Source organism: Streptomyces sp. NPDC045287 (genome assembly GCF_056432325.1).
The window spans coordinates 86,222-108,943 of sequence record NZ_JBWKJG010000005.1 but is presented as its reverse complement, the minus strand read 5'-3'; the positions used below and the strand labels follow the sequence as shown (position 1 = coordinate 108,943).

11 protein-coding genes and 1 pseudogene are annotated in these 22,722 nt (G+C 75.6%); all 12 read left to right on the top strand.

Features of this window, described 5'->3' with window-relative positions:
• Positions 1–9 precede the first annotated feature (9 nt).
• The 12 genes and pseudogenes from AC07D6_RS10855 (at position 10) to AC07D6_RS10800 (ending at position 22,659) form a co-directional block, all read left to right on the top strand.
• A complete protein-coding gene (locus AC07D6_RS10855; RefSeq protein WP_479043365.1) occupies positions 10–3,723 on the top strand; it encodes a tubulin-like doman-containing protein in 3,714 nt (1,237 codons plus the stop codon).
• Positions 3,720–6,575, top strand: a complete 2,856-nt coding sequence (locus AC07D6_RS10850; RefSeq protein WP_479043364.1) for a hypothetical protein — start codon at positions 3,720–3,722, stop codon at positions 6,573–6,575. The genes AC07D6_RS10855 and AC07D6_RS10850 overlap by 4 nt, the downstream gene beginning before the upstream one ends.
• Positions 6,572–8,671: a hypothetical protein gene (locus tag AC07D6_RS10845; protein WP_479043362.1), complete on the top strand. Its 2,100-nt coding sequence runs from the start codon at positions 6,572–6,574 to the stop codon at positions 8,669–8,671. The genes AC07D6_RS10850 and AC07D6_RS10845 overlap by 4 nt, the downstream gene beginning before the upstream one ends.
• On the top strand, positions 8,671–11,436 hold the full coding sequence (locus AC07D6_RS10840; RefSeq protein WP_479043361.1) for a hypothetical protein: 2,766 nt from the start codon (positions 8,671–8,673) through the stop codon (positions 11,434–11,436). The genes AC07D6_RS10845 and AC07D6_RS10840 overlap by 1 nt, the downstream gene beginning before the upstream one ends.
• A gap of 43 nt (positions 11,437–11,479) precedes the next feature.
• Positions 11,480–12,712 carry an arginine deiminase gene (locus AC07D6_RS10835; protein ID WP_479043360.1) on the top strand — a complete coding sequence of 411 codons (1,233 nt, stop codon included), beginning with the start codon at positions 11,480–11,482 and terminating at the stop codon, positions 12,710–12,712.
• Between the two features lie 238 nt (positions 12,713–12,950).
• The gene (gene argF / locus AC07D6_RS10830) at positions 12,951–13,970 is read left to right on the top strand and encodes an ornithine carbamoyltransferase (protein WP_479043358.1); all 1,020 of its coding nucleotides are present in this window, start codon (positions 12,951–12,953) and stop codon (positions 13,968–13,970) included.
• A 384-nt stretch (positions 13,971–14,354) separates the two neighbouring features.
• Positions 14,355–15,068 carry a maleylpyruvate isomerase family mycothiol-dependent enzyme gene (locus AC07D6_RS10825; protein ID WP_479043357.1) on the top strand — a complete coding sequence of 238 codons (714 nt, stop codon included), beginning with the start codon at positions 14,355–14,357 and terminating at the stop codon, positions 15,066–15,068.
• Positions 15,069–15,738: 670 nt separating this feature from the next.
• The gene (aspT, locus tag AC07D6_RS10820) at positions 15,739–17,418 is read left to right on the top strand and encodes an aspartate-alanine antiporter (RefSeq protein WP_479043356.1); all 1,680 of its coding nucleotides are present in this window, start codon (positions 15,739–15,741) and stop codon (positions 17,416–17,418) included.
• A 15-nt stretch (positions 17,419–17,433) separates the two neighbouring features.
• Positions 17,434–17,856, top strand: a pseudogene (locus AC07D6_RS10815) (aspartate-alanine antiporter-like transporter); the annotation flags it as partial.
• Positions 17,857–17,879: 23 nt separating this feature from the next.
• On the top strand, positions 17,880–19,532 hold the full coding sequence (locus tag AC07D6_RS10810; RefSeq protein WP_479043355.1) for a bifunctional aspartate transaminase/aspartate 4-decarboxylase: 1,653 nt from the start codon (positions 17,880–17,882) through the stop codon (positions 19,530–19,532).
• Positions 19,533–19,849: 317 nt separating this feature from the next.
• Positions 19,850–21,232, top strand: coding sequence for an alkaline phosphatase PhoX (locus AC07D6_RS10805; RefSeq protein WP_479043353.1), 1,383 nt, complete (start codon positions 19,850–19,852; stop codon positions 21,230–21,232).
• Positions 21,233–21,492: 260 nt separating this feature from the next.
• Positions 21,493–22,659: an ROK family transcriptional regulator gene (locus AC07D6_RS10800; RefSeq protein WP_391653745.1), complete on the top strand. Its 1,167-nt coding sequence runs from the start codon at positions 21,493–21,495 to the stop codon at positions 22,657–22,659.
• The last annotated feature ends 63 nt before the right edge of the window (positions 22,660–22,722 follow it).

Genomic DNA, 22,722 nt, shown 5'->3' with positions numbered 1-22,722 from the left:
GGAGACGTAATGAAGATCTACCAGCCCATGCTCTTCGTCGGCCTGGGCGGCACCGGCGGACGGATCGGCTCCGAACTCGAACGGAGCCTGCGCCGCGAACTGTGCGGTCCCGACGGCACCCGACTCGTCGACGGCGGCCGCCGCGCCCCGTACCAACTGCCCGACTGCCTGCAGTTCGTGTACGCCGACTTCAGCGAGGGGGAACTGCAGCGGCAGCAGCAGTTCAGCGCGAAGGGCACCGAGGCCGCCGCCTACGCGCGCACCTCCCGCGTCGTCCGCGACCTGCTGCCCGGCGAGTTCGAGAGCTCACCCGACGTGACCCGGATGCTCCGCGTCGCCCTGCACGAGGAGACCCGCGACTGGCTGCCCCCCGACGTCCGCCAGCCCCGCGTCGCCCCCCTCCACAGCGGGGCCGGGCAACTGCCCACCGTCGGCCGCGCCGCCCTGTTCGCCACCCTCCGCAGCGGCCTCGAACCCGTCCTGCGCCCGCTGCGCGCCGCGATCGGGGCCATCGGCACCAGCGCGGGCGACCTCCAGCGGCTCGGCGGCGGTCGCATCCGCGGCTGTGACGTCTTCGTCGCGTTCTCCGTCGCGGGCGGCACCGGGGCCGGCATCTACTACGACTTCCTCCACCTCGTCGGGCACGAGTTCCGCAACGCCAAGGTGCCCGGCGTGAAGATCTACCCGCTCGTCGTCATGCCGTCCGCGTTCCCGCCCGAGGGGGGCGGCGGTCGCGAGGCCGAACTCAACGGCGCCCGCGCCCTCGTCGACCTCTCCCGGCTCGTCGACGACCAGAACATGCCCAACGCCGACGCCGACGTGGGGGACGTCGAGCACCGCTCCCGGATCAGCATCCGCTACCCCGGCGACACGACCGTACGGCTGCGCGCCTCCACCGTGCAGACCGCGTTCCTGTTCAGCAAGCCCGCCGTCATCCGCAACGAGGACCTGCGCCGCTCCGTCACCGCCCTCGTGATGTCCCTCATCGGCACGGAACTGCCCGACCAGACCGGCGGGGGCCGCGCCCAGGACGACTACCAGTCGTTCGCCGAGAGCTTCATCAACAAGGCCGTCGAGCGGTCCAAGACGGCCCGTTCCGGCATCGGCTACCGGGGCATGTCCACCACGCTCGCCGCGTCCCTCACCGTCCCCGTCGACGACCTCGCCGAGATCGTCGCCGCCCGCCTCCTCGCCCAGGCCGTGCGGGGGATGGAGGAACGCGCCAAGCAGCCCGTCAAGGACGGCACCGCGCGGGTCCGGGAGATGTTCGAGCACTCCCGCATCGACGACCTGTGGACCCGGCGGGCGCCCGACATCCCGGAGCCCGAGCTGCCGCCCCGCGGCAGCCGCGCCGTGACGCTGGCCCTCCACCACCGCCGCGGCGACATGGAGGACGCCCTCGTGCGCCTCGAACGCGACCTCGCCCGCGACATGCCCCGGCTCGTCGAGGACTTCCGGCCCGGCAGCGCCGTCCGCGCCCTCCTCGGCACGTACGGGCCCTTCGGGGTCAGGGCCGTCGCCGAAGGGCTGCGCGGCCACCCCGAGCGGGTCGCGGAGGTCGGCTTCACCGGCATGCTCGACAACCGCCGCAGCGAACCCCACCGCCCCGCCCACGTCCAGCAGGCCGCGCCGCAGGTCCCGAGGATCAAGGGCGGCGCCGCCGGCCTGGTACCGGCCCGCTGGAGCGATCCCGACGTCCGGGAGGCCCTCACCGAACAGGACGACTGGTACCGCTGGCGCGCCCACGCCCTGTGGCACCGCGCCTGGCAGGAGAGCGAGTCGCAGTGGCGTCCGGTGCTCAACCGCGCCGTCAAGGAGCTCGACGAACTCGTCCGGGCCCTGCGCGGGCACGCGGAGGGCGAGGGCAAGCTGTTCTCCGACCGCCGCCGCGAGCTCTACCGGGACGACCGCAAGGGCGTCTCCTACCTGCTGCCCCCGCAGAACAGCCTCCGCGTGTTCTACGACGACGTCGTCCAGCGCCTCGGCCGCAGCCTCCGCCTCCCCGACGAGAACACCGACGCCGCCGGGATCCTCGCCGCCCTCGTGGAGCCCGCGGACTGGCTGCGCGCCCTGGAGGCCGTGCGCCGCTCCCACGGCGCCGCCGTCAAGGAGGTCAAGCAGGTCCTGGAACGCCGCGTCAAGCAGCTCTTCGGCGAGAACGGGGAGACGCTCAACGAGCGTCCCCTCCTGCCGTCGATGGCGCTGCTCCTGCGGGCGGCGGCCGGCGACGAGGCGGCGGAGGCCGCCGTCGACAGCCGCTGGCTGGAGCAGTTCCGCGCCCAGGTCGCCGGACTCCTGCCCGTCGGGTTCACCCCCGACGGCAGCGGCCCCCTCAAGGTGCTCATCACCTACCCGAAGAGCGAGTGGGACAGCCGCACCGCCGACTACCTGAGGAAGGCGCTCTACCTGCCCCCGCACGCCGACGTCGAACCCCACGCCGTCGACTCCGAGTCCATCACCGTCGTGCTGTTCCGCAGCGGGATGAGCCTCACCGACATCTCCGAGGTCCGGGAGCTCCTCAAGCTCTGGTCGGAGGCGCGGGAGGCCGGCCGCGCCGACGACTTCCTGGCCTGGCGGCAGCGGCTCGGCTACCGGGACGACTGGCTCGTCAGCACCGAGGAGGACCGGCAGCGCATCCTGCACCGCATCCTGTGCGCCATGTGGAACGGCCTCGTCCGCTGCGAGGGCGACGACGCCTCGCCGGACCTCGTGCGCATCCACCTCCAGCGCGGCGAGTCCGCGACGATGGCGCTCCGCGTGGAGCCGTTCGACGGTCAACTGTCCAGTTGGGCGGGGCTGCTGCGGGCGTACGAACGCACCGCGCTCCTGGAGGAGGAGTCGATCATCGGGGTGTTCTGCGACCGGCTCATGGACATGCAGCCGGCCGGCCTCACCACCACGCCGGTGGAGCCGTCACCGCTGTTCCTGGCCCTCGTCGAGGAGATCGCGCCGCGCGAGCTGGCCCGGATCGACGCCCTCACCGCCCGCTGGGGCGACGAGGAGTGGCTGGCGCCCCTGCGGCACTTCTGGTCCGAGACCCTGCCCGGCGCCCTCGACCTGGCCTTCGAGACCCAGGGCCACCCCACCCGCTCCTCGCTGCGCGACCTGCACGAGCGGTACCGCCGCGACCGGGACGAAGGACCGCCCCCCACCGCGCCCGAACCCCCGGCGCCACCCGGCCACGACGGTCAGGGCGCCCACGGCGGCCACGGTGGCCACGGTGACCAGGGCGGCTACGGTGACCAGGGCGGTCACGGCGGCTACGGCAGCCACGGTGATCGGGGCGGTCAGGGCGGCTACGGTGACCACGGCGGCCAGGGCGGCTACGGCGGTCACGGCGGCCAGGGCGGCTACGGTGACCAGGGCAGCCACGGTGATCGGGGCGGTCAGGGCGGCTACGGAGACCACGGCGGTCAGGGGGACTACGGCGGCCAGAGCGGCTACGGTGACCACGGCGGTCAGGGCGGTCAGGGCGGCTACGGCGGTCACGGCGGCCAGGGCGGCTACGGTGACCAGGGCGGTCACGGTGATCGGGGCGGTCAGGGCGGCTACGGAGACCACGGCGGTCAGGGGAGGGGCCCCCGTCATGGGGCCGCCTCCGGACCGCGCCGCGCGCCGCGGCCCGGAACCGGCCCGGAACCCGACACCGCCCCCGCGGACCCGCCTCCCGGCCCCCGCTCCGCGTCGGCGTACCCGTGGGACCTGGACGGTGACGGCGAGTGAACCTCCGCGAGACCCCCGGCACCTCCCCGGCCCACCGGCCGCCCGGCCACGCGGTCCCCCTCGACCTGCGCGGCGCGACCGGCGGGACCGGCGCGGACGCCGTGCGCGCCGCGCTCGACACCCCGCAGCCCGGCGGCGACGAGCGGCGGTTCCTCGTCGTCGACGACGCCGCCCGGCTCGTCGCCCACCAGTTCCTGTACGAGCGGCTCTACTCGTACGGCCCCGCCCGGGTCGTCTGCCTCGCCGTCGGCGCCCCCGAGGAGGGGAACCCCCCTGCCCGGGCGGGGGCGGGGGCGGGGGCCGGGGGGAGCGCCCTGCGCCGCCCCCTGACCCTGCGGCCGCCCACCGCGGGCGTCCTGTGGGTGCTCGACCCACACACCGCCGACGACCCGGACGGCCTGCGCCCGCTCGTCGAACTCCTCCTCCAGCCGGAGGTGTTCGACGCCGTCCTGCACGCCCTCGCCGGGGTCGTCCACGGCGTCGCCGTCCCGTCCGTGCGCGTCGTGGAGCACGACCTGAGCGACGAGGCCCGCACGCGCGTGTGGAAGGAGGCCCTCGGCGCCCTCACCGGGCAGGAGGCGTCCGGCGGCGGACCCGGCGACGCCGTACCGGCCGAACTCGCCGTCCTCCTCGACGACTCCCTCCCCGAGGCCGTCGCCGGCCACCGGTGGCTGGAGCCCTCGCGCCCCGCCGCCGCCCGCCGCCGCGCCTGCGACGACGCGCTGGAGGAGGCCCGCGCCGGGCACCGGCTCGCGCGCGGCCCCGCCGGGCTGTTCGGGGCCGGCGCGCGCCGCGCCGACCTGCCCGGCCGGCTCGTCGGCCTCGGCCGCGCCCTGGAGGCGTACCGGGACACGGTGGCCGGAGCGTTCACCGACGCGGACGGCGTGCGGCTCACCCAGGAGCAGCGGGCCCGGCTCCTGGAGCGCGGCATCGTCCTGCCCGACCTGCCCGCCGCGTCCCGCACCCGGGTCGTGCCCGCCCTGCGGGACCTCACCGAGCACCTGCTGGACCAGCCCCTGCCGCTGCGGTCCGCCGCCGCGCGGCTCGCCGCCCTCTCCGACCGCTCCGCCCCGGCGGGCAGCGCGGCGCGGCTGGCCCGCCTCGACGAGCTGTGCGACCCGGCGTACCTGCGCCACCTCGCCGGCCCGCCGCCGTTCCGGGCGGGCGGCACCTCCGCGGCGGCGGCGCTGCTCGCGCTCGTACCGGCGTTCGTGGCCGGGCTGTGGCCGGGGCCGGGCTGGTTCCTCGGCCCCGCGACCGGGGCCGCGGCGGCGGCGCTGGCCGCCCTGATGTGGCGTCACCGGCCGAACCGCTCCCCGGACGGCCGGTACGACGGCGGGGGCACCACCCGGATCGCCGCCCGGCTCCTCGGCGGCCTCGCCGGCGGCACCGCGGGGGCCGTGGCGGGTTCGCTCTCGGCCCTGCCCGCCTGGGCGGGGGCCGCCGCGGCGGCCCTGGCCCTCGTCGGGGCCGTGGTCCTCGCCGTGCGGGACTGGAAGCGTTCCGTCGACGCGTGGTGGCGCGGCACCGACGCCGAGTACGCCGCGCGGGTCGTCACGGGCGTCGACCGGCTCCTCGCCGAGACCGCCGTGCACGACTGGCTGCTCGCCGACGCGCGACGCCACTGCGCGGACGGCGCCCGCGCGACCGCCCTGCTGCTGCGCGCCCTCGCCACGACCGCCGACGCGTACGGGGGCGGGGGCGGGGGCGATGGGGCCGCCTCCGTCCCCGGCCCGCGCGGCGCCCGGCCGGAGCCCGCGCCCCGGCAGGCGCCCCCGGCCGACGCGAACGGCGGCGGCGAGCTGTGGACGTGGGACGCCTGGAGCGACAGCGCCGCCGACGACGGCTGGTACGACGCGGCCCCGGCAACCCCGTTCGGGCCTCCGGATCCCGCGCCCGCGGGCTCCGACGCGTACGCCGGCGACCCGGCCGGCCCGTACGGCGACCGGGACGGCGGCTCCGGGGACCGGTACGGCGAGTACGGCGACCCGGACGGCGGCTTCGGCGGCCCGTACGAGACGGACGGCGGCCCGTACGACACGGCCGCCCCCGACACCCCGTACGACGTCCCGGCCGGTCCGGCCCACCCGTACGACTTCGCGGGCCCCGCCCGCCCCTACGACCGGTCCGGCCCGCCGCGGCACATCGGACCCGCCTACGAGGCCGTCCCCGACCCCTCGCACGACCCGCTCGACGGGTTCGACGACGACTGGTCGCCGTTCGGACCCGCCGAGGACCCGCCGTGGCTGGAGCGGGAGCGCGGCGACGGCGGGCCGGACCTGGTCGACACGCTCGTCGCCGACCTCGCCTCCGGCACCCGCCGCATCCTCGCCCCCTGCTGGGCGCGGATCGAACGCGACCCCGCCCGTGCCGGGCGCACCCCGCTCGACGGGCCCATGCGCGACCTGCTCGACGAGGTCCACGGCCGCCTCCTGCGCGACGCGGCGACCTCCCCGCCCCCGCACGACCCGAACCCCGGGCGGCGCCCCGACGCCACCCGGATGACCGGGGTCGCCTCCGACCGGGTCACCGAACTCCTCGCCCCCGGCGGCGGCGACGCCGAACCGGCCGTCCCGCTGTGCGGACCGCAGCACCGGCGGCTGCTGTCGGCCGACCCGCTGACCGTGCACCAGGTCCGCTTCGCCCCCGAGGCGTTCCGGCGCGGCGCGGCGGAACCGGACGGCGGGCCCTGGCAGGACCGGCCGCACGCCGTGCGCGCCGAGTACGCCGACGACGTCGTGTGGACGCCCACGGGCCGCCACGCCGGCGTGCTGGGCCTCGTACCGCTGCGCGCCGACACCGTCCGCACGGTCCGCGAGGAGACCCCCGAAGAGGAGGACGACCCGTCGTGACCCACCCCCACCACCCCGGCGACGCGCTGTCGTTCCTCACCCACAAGGGCAACCCGGTGCGCTTCGCGGCCCGCTTCGGCCCCGACCACGAGCCGCCCGGCCGCCCCGGACGACTGGCCCGCAGGGTCACCCTCGGCGTCGACTGGACCGTCCTGCAGTACCGCATCGCCCCCGGCGACCCGCACGCGCACGGCGCCCTCGAACGGGAGGCCGCCGCGGCCGTCGCCCTGGAACGCCGGTACGGACACGAGCGGTTCGGGGAGGTCTTCACCCGCGTCGTCGGCTACGACCTCGACGCGCCCGAGCCGTTCATCCTGTACCGGATCGCGGACGGCGAGCCGCTCGCCTCGTACGGCGGCGCCCTCGGCGTCGGGGAGCAGCAGCAGGTCACCGCCCAGTTGACCCTCGCCGTACGCCTGCTGGAGGCGGCCGGCCTGGTGCACCGCGCGATCGACCCGAACACCGTCCGCTGGGACGGGCAGCACGTGCGGCTGGCGGAGCCGTACGCCGCCCTGCGGGCCGGGGAGCCGCGCGAGGCGTTCGGCGCGGCCCCCTGGGCGTCGCCCGAGCAGCGGCGGGGCACCGGGGCCGCCGACCCGCGCGACGACCTGTGGTCCGTCGCGCAGCTCGCGTACTTCCTCGTCGCCGGGCGCCCCGACCGGGGCGCGGGCCCACCCGCCGACCTGGCCGGTTTCCGGGGGCTCACCGCGCTGGACCGGGGCGGCGCCTTCGCCCCGCTGGCCGCCGGGCGCCCCGCCCCGGCCGAGCTGATGCGGCTGCTGAACGTCCCCGACCCGCTCGCCCTGTCCGCCGGCGGCCCCGACCCGCTGAGCCGCGGCCGCGCCGAGTACGACGCCCAGATCGCCCGCAAACGCGCCGACCTGGGCCTCGACCGGCCCCCGCCGCCGGAGGAGCCGGAGGAGCCGGAGCCGCAGGGCCCCCGGCGCTGGTGGCCCAGGCGGACCCCCGCCCGGCGGCCCGTGGCGGCCGGGACGGCCCCGGTGGCGCTGTCGCCGCCCGCCGCGGACACCACGTCGGTGGAGCGGCTGTGCCCGCACTGCCTGCTGCCCGTCGCCTACGACGAGTCGCGCCTCGTCACCATCGACCCGAAGGGCGACCGCATCCCCCTCGACCTGAGCGGCGACCTGCCGCCCGCCCACCGCGAGGACCTGCTCAGGACGGCGTACCAGCTGTGCCCGTACGCCGACGAGGACACCCTGCACGAGCTGCCCGTGCCGTACCTGACCAACGGGCGGCCCCTGACCATCGCCCTCGTCGGCAGCTCCGGCGTCGGCAAGACCCACCTCCTCGCCGCGATGCTCGGCGAGGTCGAGCAGGGCGGCCTCGAACCGTACGGCCTCAAGTGCCTGCCGCTGAACCCGGACACGCACCGCACGTTCCTGCGGGAGCGGGTGCAGAGCCTCCTGCAGGGCAGGGAGCTGGGCCGCACCGGGCAGCAGACGTTCGCCCGGTTCGCGGACGGGCTGCTGGTCACCGGGCGCGGCCCGACCCGGCCCGTCGTCTTCTTCGACCTCGCGGGCGAGGACCTCGCGCAGGACGGCGAGGTGGCGCGGTTCCTGACGGGCGTCGACGCGTTCGTCTTCGTCCTCGACCCGCTGCGGGCCCTGCGCCTGACCTCCCTGGACCCGGTGCGGGCGCTGAACGGGCTGCGGCGGCGGGACCTGGGCGACGAGGCGTTCACCGCCGTCCTCAACCGCGTCCCGCGCACTTGGGGGCCCTACATCGCCGCGCCCGCGGCGATCGCCGTCAACAAGAGCGACCTCGTCCGCGTCGAACCGGCCGTCGACCAGTGGCTCGGCCGCGCCCTGCCGCCGGTGTACCGGGCGGACGAGGTGCGCGCCGAGAGCCGCGACGTCCACGCGTTCGTCGCCCGGCACGCGACCCCCGCGTGGCTGCGGCCGTTCGACGACTGCGCCCGCTGCACGCTGCACTTCGTGGCGGCGACCGGCGGGCAGGCGCGCGACGACCGCTTCCCGCACGGCGTCCGGCCCCGCCGGGTCCTGGCGCCCCTGTTGTCGATCTTCGCCATGTGCGGGCTCCTGCCGGGAGTGGACCACGGAGAGGCAGGGATCTGATGTCCCCCCACGACAGGCTGGTCGACCAGATCGTCTTCCGCTGGGACACCGACAACCTCTCGGGCACGACCGGGTTCGGCCCGGTCGCCTGGTCGTGCGCGCCCGAGCTGGCCGACGCGGTGTTCCGGATGACCGCGCCGCTGCTGCGGGCCACCGGGGAGGCGACGGCGCCCGCGCTGCTGCGCCTGGAGAGCGGCGACCAGGTCCTGCTGGTGCACCGGGCGCCGTGGCGGGACGCGGGCGGTCGCGCCAGCACCGTGTGCCACGCCCTGATGGGCCCGGCCCCCGTCCTCGACCCCGCGACCTGCCTGGGCCTGCACCCCTGGTCGTGGGAGGGCGGCGACCTGCCGCTGGCCGAGGTGCGGGGCGCGCTGCCGCCGGTCCCGGAGGGCGCGCTGCTGCCCGCCGCCGACGCCGGGCAGCGGCTCCTCGCCGGCGGCCTCGCCCGGGTGCGGCGCGAACTGGTCGGCGCCGTCGCCGAGTTCCTGCGCCACCCGAACGCCGGGTTCACCCTCCTCGACCCGTCCGGCGGGGCGGCGCACCGGGTGCTGTGGGGGCTGTACGGCATCTTCGGCGGCCAGATCACGCGGCGGTGGACGTTCGCCACGCACGACACCGCCGAGTCGGACGGGCTGCGGTTCGTGTTCGTCAGCCGCTGGACCGGCGAGGCGTCCGGCAGCACCGCCCGGCGGCGCACCGACCCCGCCGAGCGGTGCGGCGACCGCGCCGAGGCCGTCGCGGAGCGGCTGGTCCGCCACCAGTTGCGCGAGGAGTACGCGGTGGGGGCGGCCCTGCAGCGGGCGGCGGACCACCACCGGGCGACCCGCGGTGGCCCCACGACGCTGCTGGCCCTCGCCGAGGCGGCGCTGTCGGGCCTGCCGCCCCTGGACCCGCCCCCGCGCCGCCCCGCCGCCCCGCCGCCGCGCAAGGCCCCGGCGGCCGGGCCCCGGCCGAGCCCGCCGGTCCCGGTCGTGGCGCCCGAGTGGCCGGTGCCGTCCGAGGACCGGCCGCGGGTGCGCAGGTGGCTGGGCGGTTCGCCGCACCGGCGCGGACCCGCCGACGACGAACTGCTCGGCGCCCTGCGGACGGGCACCGGGTACGAGACGCTGACGGCCCTGGTGACGGAGGCGGCCGACCGGTGGCCGTCCTGGAACCGGGAGCAGCGGGCGGCCCTGTGCGCCGTGCTCCTGGACCGGGAGCTGTTCGTCACGGACCGGGCGGGCACGGCCCGGCCGGCCGACGACGTGCGGGCGGCGAACGCCGCGTCGCTCTACCGCTGGGCGGTGCGCCCGCTGCTGGACGACCCGGACCTGTCGGCCCGCGTCACGGACCTCCTCCCGCGCCTGAGCACGGGCCCGCACCGCGCGGCGCGCGCGGCGGTCCAGCAGATCACCCAGGGCCCGGCCCCCGGCCTCCCGGAACCCGCCTGGCAGGCGCTGCTGCGGGCCGCCACCACCCCCCTGCCCCGCCCGGTGGCGGACGGACCCTCCGACTCGACCGGGGAGCGACGCGAGGCCGTGGCCGCGAACCGGCCGGCGACCGGGGCCGACCGGTGGGAGGACGACGGTGCGACGGAGGCCCGCCCGGGAAGGCGGCCGGGGGCCGACGGTCCCCGTGGGACCGCCGAACGCTCCTGGGACGGTCCGGTGGACCGTTCCGGTGGGCGGGTGGGTGAGGGGGGTTCGCCGGGTCCGGGTGCGCGTGGGGGTGCTGTCCGGCCCGGGGGCGGTGACCGCGGGTGGGAGGGTGCTGCCTCTCCGTGTGGCGGTGCCGAACGCTCCTGGGACGGTCCGGTGGATCGTTCCGGAGGGTGGGCGGACGGCGGACGTCCACCCGGCTCCGCCCCGCGCGGGGACGCCGCCCCGCTTCCGCGGCCGGACGGGGCGGACCGGCCCGTGACGCGGGGGGCCGCCGAAGAGGCCTTCGGCGCGGACCTGCGCGGGGAGGCCACCCGGGCCCGGGAGGGCCGTCCACCGGGCGGCGGCCCCGGACGCGCGCCGGACCCGTCCGGGCGCGGGGCCGTCGGCGGCTCCCCGCAGGACCGCGGCACGGGGCCGGCCGACGGGTGGCGCTCCTGGGACGCGGACCCGCGCGGGGAGACCGGCCGGACGGCACACGCGGACGGCGGCGGCCGTGCACCGGACGCGTACCCCTACGAGGACGCCCCCCGCCCCGCGCGGGAGGACCGCTCCCGGGACGACCGCTCTTGGGAGGACCGTTCCCGGGACGACCGCTCCTGGGGGGACCGTTCCCGGGACGACCGCTCCTGGGAGGACCGCTCCCGGGAGGGTGGCGGCCCGGGGAGTCCCGCCGGGGCCGACCGCCGGGGCGCCGGCGGCACGGCGGCGCGTGCCGGGTCGGCGGGCGGCGAGCGCGACGCCGGACGCGCCGCTCCCGACCGGTCCGCGGGGGAGGGCGACCCCCCCGACGGCGGGGAACCACCGGAGCGGCGGCCCGTGGTGGGCGGACGCGGCGCAGGGGAGGCCCCGCGCGGGCACCGGGCGGAGCCGATCGCACCCCCCGCCGCCCCGCCACCGCCCGCACGCCCGCCCCGCCCGGTGGAGGAGGGGCGTTCGCGGGGCGGCGGCGACGCGCGACCCCCGGGGGACCGGCGCCCGCCGACCGCGGGGCCGGCCGCACGCGGGGGCACCGACCCGCCGGACGGCGCGGACAGGCGGCCGTTCGTCGTGGTCGGTGTCGGTACCGGGGTGATCCTCGCCCTCCTCGGCACCCTCATCGCCCTGACCCTGCGCGCCTGCGCGTGACCATGACGGTGTGTCGAGCGCCCGGCTCGGTCAGGATGGGGGAATGGGATTCCACGTCGATTCCGAGACCGGGCGCCTGCGGCGCGTCATCCTGCACCGCCCGGACCTGGAGCTGAAGCGCCTCACCCCCAGCAACAAGGACGCCCTCCTCTTCGACGACGTGCTGTGGGTGCGCCGCGCGCGTCACGAGCACGACGGGTTCGCCGACGTCCTGGCGGACCGCGGCGTGGAGGTGCACCTCTTCGGCGACCTCCTCCGCGAGACCCTCGAACTGCCCGCCGCCCGCCAGCTCGTCCTCGACCGGGTCTTCGACGAGAAGGAGTACGGCCCCCTCGCGACCGATCGCCTCCGCTCCGCCTTCGACGCGATGGAGACGCCGCAGCTCGTCGAGGCCCTGGTCGGCGGGATGACGAAACGCGAGTACCTGGCCGGGCACGCCGAGCCGACGTCCGTCCGCCTCCACGTCATGGACCTGGACGACTTCCTCCTCCCGCCCCTCCCCAACCACCTCTTCACCCGCGACACGTCGACGTGGATCTACGACGGCGTGTCCATCAACCCGATGCGCTGGCCGGCCCGGCAGCGGGAGACGGTCCACTTCGAGGCGATCTACCGGCACCACCCCCTCTTCACGGGGCCGGAGGCGGGCCCGTTCCACCACTGGTCGGAGGGGCAGGACGACTACCCGTCCACCATCGAGGGCGGCGACGTGCTGGTCCTCGGCAACGGCGCCGTCCTCATCGGCATGAGCGAACGCACGACCCCGCAGGCCGTCGAGATGCTCGCGCGCGGGCTGTTCGCCGCCGGTTCGGCACACACGATCGTGGCGCTGGACATGCCCAAGAGCAGGGCGTTCATGCACCTGGACACGGTCATGACGATGGTCGCGCCCGACACGTTCACCAAGTACGCGGGTCTCGGCATGCTCCGCTCGTACACGATCGAGCCGGGCGAGGGCGGGCAGGTCCTCAAGGTCACCGACCACCCGCCCGAGCACATGCACCGCGCCATAGCGGAAGCGATCGGCCTGCCGTCGATCCGCGTCCTGACGGCCACGCAGGACGTGCACGCGGCGGAGCGGGAACAGTGGGACGACGGCTGCAACGTCCTCGCCGTCGAGCCGGGCGTCGTCGTCGCGTACGAGCGGAACGTCACCACCAACACCCACCTGCGCCGGGAGGGCATCGAGGTGATCGAGATCCCCGGCAGCGAACTCGGCCGGGGCCGCGGCGGCCCGCGCTGCATGAGCTGCCCCATCGAACGCGACGCCGCCTGACCCCTTCCTCCCCGCCCACCCCGCCCGTCTCCGTGTCCCGCCCGGCCCCGCCCGGCCCCGCGCTCGTCCGGCCCCCGCCCGTCTCCGTGTCCCGCCCGGCCCCCGTCCGGCTGCCCCGTGCCGCCGGCGACGCCCGCAGCGCGGCAGGCCCCTCACCCCGCCTGAATAAGAATGCCAGCTATCGTATAGACTTCCATCTTCATTCGTCCTACACCTGCCCGCAGATCCAGGAGCGTCCATGGCCCCCGACCTCACCGGCCGCCACTTCCTCAAGGAGCTGGACTTCACCGCCGAGGAATTCCGCGGTCTCGTCGACCTGGCCGCCCGCCTCAAGGCGGCCAAGAAGGCCGGCACCGAGGTCCAGACGCTGCGCGGCAGGAACATCGCGCTGGTCTTCGAGAAGACCTCCACCCGCACCCGCTGCGCCTTCGAGATCGCCGCCGCCGACCAGGGCGCCTCCACCACGTACCTCGACCCGTCGGGCTCGCAGATCGGTCACAAGGAGTCCGTGAAGGACACCGCGCGCGTACTGGGCCGGATGTTCGACGCCATCCAGTACCGCGGCGACAGTCAGGAGACCGTCGAGGAACTGGCGCGGTACGCGGGCGTCCCCGTCTACAACGGGCTCACCGACGACTGGCACCCCACCCAGATGCTCGCCGACGTGCTCACCGTCACCGAGCACACCGACAAGCCCCTGGACCGGGTCGCCTTCGCCTACCTCGGTGACGCCCGCTACAACATGGGCAACTCCTACCTCGTCACCGGCGCCCTCCTCGGCATGGACGTCCGCGTCGCCGCCCCCCGCGCGTACTGGCCGACGGAGGACGTCGTCGCCCACGCCCACAAGCTCGCGGGGGAGAGCGGCGCCCGCGTCACGCTCACCGAGGACGTCGCGGAGGGCGTCGCGGGCGCGGACTTCGTCGCCACCGACGTGTGGGTGTCCATGGGCGAGCCCAAGGGCGTCTGGGACGAGCGGATCGCCGCCCTCCGCCCGTACGCCGTGACGATGGACGTCCTGCGCGCCACCGGCAACCCGGGGGTGAAGTTCCTGCACTGCCTGCCCGCCTTCCACGACCTGGGCACCGCGGTCGGCCGCGAGATCCACGAACGGCACGGCCTGACGGAGCTGGAAGTCACCGACGAGGTCTTCGAGTCGGCCCACTCGGTCGTCTTCGACGAGGCGGAGAACCGCCTCCACACCATCAAGGCCCTCATGGTCGCCACCCTCGCCGGCCCGGACCTCCCGAAGCCCTGACCCCGGGCGCGCCCGCGCTCCCCGCGCCTGCCCGGGCCGTTCGCGACAGCGGCGACCGGTTCAACGCCCTCCACTGCGCTGCCCGGGCCGTTCGGGCCCGCCCGTGCTGACCGCACCTCGACGGTCTGGCCCCCCGTACCCCAGTGGTCTGGACGGCCGCGCCCCGGCGGTCGGGATGTCCGGGCTCCGGCGGTCCGGCCTCCCGCGCTTCGACGCTCTGGACGGCCGTGGTCCCGGTCTAGGGCCCCGTACGGTCCGGCCGGGCCGCCACCGCGCCACGGCTTCGGGGGCCCTGCCCGGGCGGGCGGAGGGCGACCTCCGGAACCGAGCGGGATACCGTGATGCGGACTTTGCATTCCGCATGACGGATTGACCGTAGGAGGCATGGTGCAAGAGCGAGACATCCTGATCCCCGTGGCCGAGTCGACCCGCCGCTTCGTCGCCACCGTCAGGTCCCTGAACGACCGGCAGGTGGCCGGGGAGACGCTGGTGCCCCCGTGGACGCGCGGCCACGTCATCACCCATGTCGCACGTGCCACCGACAGCCTGTGCCGGTTGCTGACCTGGTCCCGCACGGGTGTGGAGACGCCGCAGTACGCGAGCATGGCGGCGAGGGCGGCGGAGATCGAGGCGGGAGCCGGCCGGCCGGTCGACGAACTCGTCGCCGACGTCCTCGACAGCGCCGCCCGCTTCGAGCGGGAGGTACGGTCCCTCCCGGCGGCGGCCTGGCACGCCGAGGTCCGCATGCGCACCGGTGAGCTCCGCACACCGGCCACCCTGATCCCCACGCGCCTGCGCGAGCTGGAGGTCCACCACGCCGACCTGGCCGCCGGCTACGCCTTCGCCGACATCCCGCCCGACACCGCGCGCTGGATCATCGACGACCTCGTCGAGGCACTGCGCCGCCGCCCCGACACCCCGGCCCTGCGCGTCGAGGCCACCGACACGGACCTCGCCCACAGCCTGGGTTCCGGCACCGGCCCCACGGTCACCGGCCGGCAGTCCGACCTGCTCGCCTGGCTGACGGGCCGCTCCCCGGGCACCGGCCTCTCGGCCTCCGGCACCGAGGGGGTGCCGGCCGCCCCCTTCTGGATCTGACGGCGGCGGCACCCGCGCACCCGCGCACCTGTGATCCCGCGCCCCCGGGTACCCGTGGACGGCTTCCTCCCCGTCGGGGAGCTACTGACGCGCGTCCCCGCGTCCCCAGGGTCTCGCGGTCCCGCGTTCCCGCGCACCCGCACCCGCGCGGGGCGACAGGTCCGCGGCTGCGGCTTCCAGGTCGACGACCACCGGCGCGTACCCGCCCCGCGCCCGCACACCTCCGCACCCGCGCATCCCCGCATCCGCACCCGCGATCTCCGCGCCCGCGCACCTCTGCACCCGTTCCCGCGATCCCCGCCCCCGCGATCCCCGCCCTCGCCCCGCGATCTCCGCACCCGCCCCCGCGATCCCCACCCCGCGCCCCGCCCCCCGCGTGGCGAGCCGGTGCCGGGAGGGCCGCCTCACCCGCCCGGCGCACTCCACATGGTGGGTGTCCGGCCCCGTACCGGAGAGTCGGAACCACACACGGAGCGGCGCGGCTTCGCGCGCCACCGGGCGGAGAGGAGGCGCGTGAGGGCACGGCCGCCGGACAGCGCACCGGGCGCCCCGCCGCCGGCCCCACCGGAATCCGGCGGGGGAGACCGCCCGGCGCACCGGAGTCCCCCCTCCCCGCACCACACGGCCGTGCCGTGCCGCGGCCTTCGTACCCCGACCCCTCCGAGGTGCCATGGGTGTCATCAAGGACCATCCCGAGCTGGCGCTCTTCCTCTGCCTGGCCGCCGGCTACCTCCTCGGCAAGGTGCGCGTCGGCCCGATCGCGCTGGGAGGGATCGCCGGCACGCTGATCGTCGCGCTGCTGCTGGGCGCGTGGACGGGGGCCGAGGTCGCCGACGACGTGAAGACGGTCTTCTTCGCCGTCTTCATCTTCTCCCTCGGCTACATGGCCGGGCCGCAGTTCTTCGCCAACCTCAACCGCAAGGGCCTGCGGTTCGGCGTGCTGTGCCTGATCGAGCTGGTCTGCGTGGTCTCGATCGCGTACGGGCTGGCGAAGGCGTTCGACCTGGACGTCGGCACCGCCTCCGGCATCCTGGCCGGCGCCGCCACCGAGTCCGCGGTGGTCGGCACGGCGACCGAGTCGATCGGCAAGCTCACCGGCCCGACGGCCGAGCAGATCGCCCACTACCAGGGCAACGTGGCCACCGCCTACACGGTCTGCTACCTCTTCGGCCTGATCACGATCGTGCTGTACAGCAGCCAGATCATGCCGATGATGATGCGCATCGACCTCCAGGAGGCGTCCCGGGAGCTGTGGCGGAGGATGCGCGGCGGCAGGGAGACGCTGGAGAGCGACGAGTTGCCCGGCCTGCCCGGCATGGTCGGCCGCACCTACCTGGTGACCGCGGGCGACGGCATGACGGTGGGCGAGCTCGGGTCCCGGGACGGCGGCCTCGTCACGGTCGAGGCGGTCAAACGGGGCAGCAGGACGCTCACCGTCGAGCCGGACCTGCGGCTGTCCCTCTCCGACCTGGTCCTCGTCGTCGGCCGCCGCGCCGCCGTGATCGACGCGGGCAGGCGCATCGGCCCCGAGACGCCGGGGATCCCCGGCCTGGAGACCCCGCTGGCCACCAAGCAGGTGGCCGTCACGGAGAAGGCCACGGCGGGCCTGACCATCGACGAGGTGCGCGCGCGGCACCCGGAGTTCGGCGACTCGGGGGTCTACGTCACCGAGGTCGTCCGCAACGAGCAGCACATGCCGGCCTCGGGGGAGACGGTGCTGCAACGCGGTGACGTGCTCACGCTGGTGGGCGCCCGGTCGGCCCTGGACCGGCTGGTGAAGAGGATCGGCGCGGTGGTCAAGAACGACGCCGCCGACTTCATCTACATCGGATTCGGCATCGTCGCCGGTTCGCTGCTCGGCCAGATCGTCGTCCGCGCCGGGGACGTGCCGCTGTCCCTCGGCACCGGTGGCGGTTGCCTGATCTCCGGTCTGGTCTTCGGGTGGTTCCGCTCCCTGAAGCAGACCTTCGGGGCCTTCCCCGTCCAGGCCGCGACGACGCTGAAGGACATGGGCCTGGCGGTCTTCATCGCCTGCACCGGCCTGACTTCCGGCCCGCAGGCGTGGCCGCTGCTGAAGCAGTACGGCGTGCTGCTGCCGTTCGCCGGCGTCGCCATGGTGCTGATCCCGGCGACCCTCTCCCTGGTCGTCGGCCTGAAACTCCTGAAGATCGAGAAACCGCTGCTGATCGGTGCGATCGCGGGCCAGCAGTGTTCGACCCCGGCGATCACGGCGATCAGCCAGGTCGCCCGGTCGACGGTGCCCCTGCTCGGCTACACGATCACCTACACCCTCTCCAACTTCCTCCTGCCGCTGACCGGCCCGGTCCTCGTCGGCATCCTCGGCCACTGAGAGGAGCCGCCCCGAATGATCGACTTCCTCGGCCGCAACGTCTTCCACCCCCACCCCGAGCTGCTGGTCTTCCTCACCGTCGCGCTCGGCTTCCTCGTCGGCAGGCTGCGCTACCGGGCGATCGCCCTCGGCTCGGTGACGGGCTGCCTGATCGTGGGCCTCTTCCTCGGCGCCCGGTTCGAGGTGGAGATCGCCGACACGGTCAAGAGCCTGTTCTTCATCGTGTTCCTGTTCGCCCTCGGCTACCGGGTCGGCCCGCAGTTCTTCCACGGGCTGAGGAAGGACGGCCTGCCGCAGGTCCTCAACGCCGTGGTGGTGTGCGTGACCGGCCTGCTCGTCTCCTGGGCCTTCGCCGCGATGCTCGGGTACGGCCCCGGCCTCTCCGCCGGCCTGCTCGGCGGCGCGCTGACCCGGTCCGCGGTCATCGTCATCCTCCAGCACTGAAGGAGCAAGGAGCCCCCATGCCGAAGACCACGTTCTCCCGCGAGGAGATCCGGGCGCTCGCCCGGCTCTCCCCGTTCGAGCTGAAGGACACCTTCATCCGGATCGCCGGGGAGTTCCAGGCGCACCAACCGGGCCAGAAGGACAAGTCGAGCGTGCAGATGCTCAACGCGGGCCGGGGCAACCCCAACTGGGTGGCGACCGGGCCCCGCGAGGCGTTCCACGCGCTCGGTTACTTCGCCCTGTCGGAGTCGCGCAGGGTCTGGACGGCCGACAACCTCGGTGGCATGCCCGAGCGGAAGGGCGCGGGCGACCGCTTCGACGCCTTCGTGCGGCAGCACCCCGAGCTGCCCGGCATCGACCTGCTGGACAGGTGCGTCTCCTACGCCCTGGACCGCTTCGGCTTCGACGAGGACGCCTTCGTCCACGAGCTCGCGGACTCCGTCACCGCCGACAACTACCCCGTCCCCGACCGCATCCTGCCGCACACGGAGGAGGTCGTCCGCGCCTACCTCGCGGACGAGGTGTTCGCCGGGCGCCCGCCGGAGGGCAACCGCCTGAGCCTGTTCGCCACCGAGGGCGGCACGGCGGCGATGTGCTACGTCTTCGACTCCCTCGTGCAGAACGGGCTGTTGCGGCGGGGCGACCGGATCGCGCTGATGGTCCCGGTCTTCACGCCGTACATCGAGATCCCCCGGCTCGACGCGTACGCGTTCGACGTGGTCCTGGTCAACGCGAGCAGCATGGCCGGGACCGGGGTGCGGGAGTGGCGCTACCCGGCCGAGGAGGTCGCCAAGCTGGAGGACCCGAGCATCAAGCTGGTCTGCCTCGTCAACCCCTCCAACCCGCCCTCCCTGGCCCTGAGCGAACGCGTCACGAACCAGCTCAAGGAGATCGTCGCGACGAAGAACCCCCACCTGCTCGTCGTCACCGACGACGTCTACGGCACCTTCGTCGAGGGGTTCCGCTCGATCGCCGCCGACCTGCCGCGCAACACGCTGCTCGTGTACTCGTACTCCAAGCACTACGGCGCCACGGGCTGGCGGCTCGGCGTGATCGGCCTGCACGACGACAACGTCGTCGACGAGATGATCGCGGCCCTCCCGCAGTCCGAGAAGGACCGCCTGAACGAGCGGTACGGCTCCCTCAGCCTGGAACCCGAGAAGATCGGGTTCATCGACCGGCTCGTCGCCGACTCCCGCCAGGTCGCCCTCAACCACACCGCGGGCCTGTCGCTCCCGCAGCAGGTGATGATGGTGCTGTTCTCCCTCTTCGGCCTGCTGGACGAGGGGCAGGCGTACAAGCGCAAGGTCCGCTCCATCGTCCGCCAGCGCCTCGACCTGCTCCTCGAAGGCGCCCACATGAAGATCGCCGACGACCCCCGGCGGGCCGGCTACTACATCGAACTCGACCTCCTCGCCGAGGCCGAGCGCGTCCACGGCGAGGAGTTCGCCGCCTACCTGCGGGAGAACCACGAGCCGATCGACCCGCTGTTCCGGCTGGCCGGGCAGACCGGGGTCGTCCTCCTCAACGGCGGGGGCTTCGACGGCCCCGAGTGGTCGGTGCGCGTCTCCCTCGCCAACCTCGACGACCTCGACTACCTGAAGATCGGCCACCACCTGCGCGACATCTTCGCCGACTACGCGGCCGAGTGGCGGGCGTCCACGTCCTGATCCGCTCCCGCCGTGCGCCGCGCGACCCCCGCACGGTCCGGTACCGGCCGGCAGGGCCGCCCCGGGCCGCCCCGGGCGGCGGGGCGGCCCGGGGCGCGTGCCCGTGGTTCGCCCCGTGCGGCGCGGAACCGCGCACCGGCCGTGTGCGGCCACCCCGGCGGGTGAACCGCGCGGCCTCCCGATCGGCGCGGTGACCGGGCACGACCAGCCGTCCCCGGAGCCGTCGGAAGAAGCGGGGAAAGAGGGGCTCCTGGTGATCAACCGGCGTGGTATACACGGCGGACCAATGTCCTGTCCGCCAGCAGGAAGGTCGTCCGATGTCCTCAACACCCGCGACACGGCGCCACTTACTCACCCGTGCCGGGGCGCTCGGAGCCGGCATCGCCCTCTCCGGAGCCGTCTCCGAACTGTTCGCCGCGGCGCCCGCCGCCGCGCTCCCCCCGACCGACGCGGGGTACGGGCCCCTGGTGCCCGACCCGGACGGGCTGCTCGACCTGCCGGAAGGCTTCTCCTACCGGGTGCTCTCCCGGGAGGGCCGACCACTGCGCTCCGGCGAGGGCCCGGTCCCGTCCCACCACGACGGCATGGCCGCGCTGGCCGGCCGGCGCGGGCGCGTCCACCTCGCCCGCAACCACGAGAACGGCACCGTCGCCTCCCACGGCGTGCCCAAGGTGGAGGGACTCACCTACGACCCGGCGGCCGAGGGCGGCTGCACCGTGCTGACCCTCGACGGGCCGGACGGCGAAGTCCTCTCCGAGCGCGTCGGGATCGCCGGTACCGCGGCCAACTGCTCCGGCGGGCCCACCCCGTGGGGCACCTGGCTGACCTGCGAGGAGAACGAGTCCAAGGCGGGAACGGCCGGTTACGCCAAGGACCACGGCTTCGTCTTCGAGGTCGACCCGGAGAACCCGCGCCGCAGCGGCGCCGAACCGCTGACCGCGATGGGCCGCTTCCAGCACGAGGCGGTCGCCGTCGACCCCGTGCGCGGCGTCGTCTACGAGACCGAGGACGCCTTCGTTGCCCCGTTCGGCCTCTTCTACCGCTTCCTGCCGGCCAGGCCGAGGGGCGGCCCCGGGTCGCTGCGGGCGGGCGGGCGGCTGCAGGCCATGCGTGTGCCGGGCCTCCCCGACCTGTCCACGGTGCGGGAGCCCGGCGCCTCGTTCGGCGGCGTCGAGTGGGTGGACGTACCCGATCCGCTCGCCGTCGCCACGCCGACCCGGATGCAGGACTACGGCCCGCGCGGCATCACCCGGGGCCAGAAGCTGGAGGGCTGCTACTGGGGCGGCCGGTCCGTCTGCTTCGTGTCCTCCTACGCCCGCACCCGGGAGGGTTCGGGCGCCGACCACCACGGCCAGGTCTGGCGCTACGACCCGGCCGCCCGCCGCCTCACCCTGGTGATCGTCTTCGGCCCGGACTCGGACGTGCGACTGCCCGGCGAGTCCCCCGACAACATCTGCCTCGCGCCCGGCGGCTCGATCATGGTCTGCGAGGACGGCCGCGGCGCGCAGCACGTCTACGGGGTGACCCGGCGCGGCGAGGTCTACGCGCTGGCCCGCGGGCGGCAGAACATCGGCACGCCCGAGGCGCCGGAGTGGGGCGAGTTCGCCGGCGTCTCCTTCTCCCCCGACGGCGGCACCCTGTACGTCAACTGCTACGAGCCGGGCACCACCTTCGCGGTGACCGGTCCCTGGCGCAGGTAGCCGGGGCGCGGCCCGGGCCGGGGGCGAGGGCCACCAACGCCCCGCCCCCGCCCGCGTACGGCCCCGGACCGGGGGACCGGGCGCACCGCGCACGGACGCCGCCGACGACGCGCGCGGGCCCCGGACACGGCGGGGACCTCCGGGCGGCGGGCCGGGACCGCGCCCCGTTCACCGGCCCCCGGGGGAGGGGACATCGCGCGTGGTAGGGTCCTCCGCCGGGCGACGGCAGTGACACGGCGGAGACCTGGAAGGATTCCGGCATGCCCGCATCCCCGAGCACCGCACGAGCCATCAACGACCGGCTCGCCCTGCGGCTGCTCCAGCGTGAGGGCCCGCTCACGGCGAGCCAGCTGAAGGCGTTGACCGGCCTCTCCCGGCCGACCGTGGCCGACCTGGTGGAGCGGCTGCAGGAGTCCGGTCTCGTCCGCGTCGTCGGCGAGGCGGGCGAGCAGCGCCGCGGCCCGAACGCGCGGCTGTACGGGATCGCCGCCGACCGCGCTCACCTCGCGGCCCTCGACGTGCGCACCAAGGGCATATCCGTCGTCGTCGCCGACCTGCTGGGTGCCACGCTCGCCGAGGCCGCCCTTCCCATCGGGAGCGACACCGGCACCGAACCGGCCGTCGAACAGGCCGTGGCCCTGCTGGAGCGCACGGCGCGCGGAGCCGGCGTGGACCGGTTGCACAGCGTCGGCGTCGGGGCGCCGGGGCTGATCGACCCCGGCACGGGCGAGCTGCGGGACTCCGTGAAGCTGCCCGCCTGGCACCGCAGGCTCGTCGTGGCCCTCCAGGAACGCCTTTCGGCGGCCGTGCTCGTGGAGAACGAGACGAACCTGGCCGCCGTCGCCGAGCAGCGCCTCGGCGCCGCGCGCGACCTGGACGACTTCGTCCTGCTGTGGCTCGGACAGGGCGTGGGCGCCGCGGTCGTCCTGGGCGGCGCGCTGCGCCGAGGCGCGTCGGGCGGCGCGGGCGAGATCGGCTTCCTGCCGGTTCCCGGCACCGGCGGTCTGCCGTCGGCCACCGGCTGCGGCGCCGGCTTCCACACGCTCGCCGGCGCGGCCGCGATCCGCGAACTCGCCCGGGTCCACGGCATCGACGGCGACGCCGAGCAGGCGGTGCGCGCCGCGGCCTCGGACGAGTGCGACGGCGGACCCGCGGACGCCTTCCTGGACGCGCTCGCCGAGCGGCTGGCCGTGGGGGTCGCGGCCGTGGCCGCCGTGCTCGACCCCGGATGCGTGGTCCTCGGCGGCGAGGTCGGCCACGCGGGCGGTACGCGCCTGGCCTCCCGCGTCGAGGCGCGTCTGGGCGCGCTCTCTCCGGTGCGCACGCGGGTCCGCCCGGCGGAGCTGGGCGGCCAGGCGGTCCTGCGGGGCGCCGTCCTCACCGCCCGGGACGCGGCTCAGGCCGAGCTCTTCGCCCCGGCCCCCTGAGAGCCGCGCGCCCGGAGAAGCACGTCGGCCGCGTGCGCTCCCCGAGGAGCGCACGCGGCCGTG

Excerpts from the sequence above, each read along its gene's own strand:
- AC07D6_RS10855 (WP_479043365.1), top strand. The coding sequence starts at position 10 with ATGAAGATCTACCAGCCCATGCTCTTCGTCGGCCTGGGCGGCACCGGC.
- AC07D6_RS10840 (WP_479043361.1), top strand. The coding sequence starts at position 8,671 with ATGTCCCCCCACGACAGGCTGGTCGACCAGATCGTCTTCCGCTGGGAC.
- AC07D6_RS10835 (WP_479043360.1), top strand. The coding sequence starts at position 11,480 with ATGGGATTCCACGTCGATTCCGAGACCGGGCGCCTGCGGCGCGTCATC.
- argF (WP_479043358.1), top strand. The coding sequence starts at position 12,951 with ATGGCCCCCGACCTCACCGGCCGCCACTTCCTCAAGGAGCTGGACTTC.
- AC07D6_RS10825 (WP_479043357.1), top strand. The coding sequence starts at position 14,355 with ATGGTGCAAGAGCGAGACATCCTGATCCCCGTGGCCGAGTCGACCCGC.
- aspT (WP_479043356.1), top strand. The coding sequence starts at position 15,739 with ATGGGTGTCATCAAGGACCATCCCGAGCTGGCGCTCTTCCTCTGCCTG.
- AC07D6_RS10810 (WP_479043355.1), top strand. The coding sequence starts at position 17,880 with ATGCCGAAGACCACGTTCTCCCGCGAGGAGATCCGGGCGCTCGCCCGG.
- AC07D6_RS10805 (WP_479043353.1), top strand. The coding sequence starts at position 19,850 with ATGTCCTCAACACCCGCGACACGGCGCCACTTACTCACCCGTGCCGGG.
- AC07D6_RS10800 (WP_391653745.1), top strand. The coding sequence starts at position 21,493 with ATGCCCGCATCCCCGAGCACCGCACGAGCCATCAACGACCGGCTCGCC.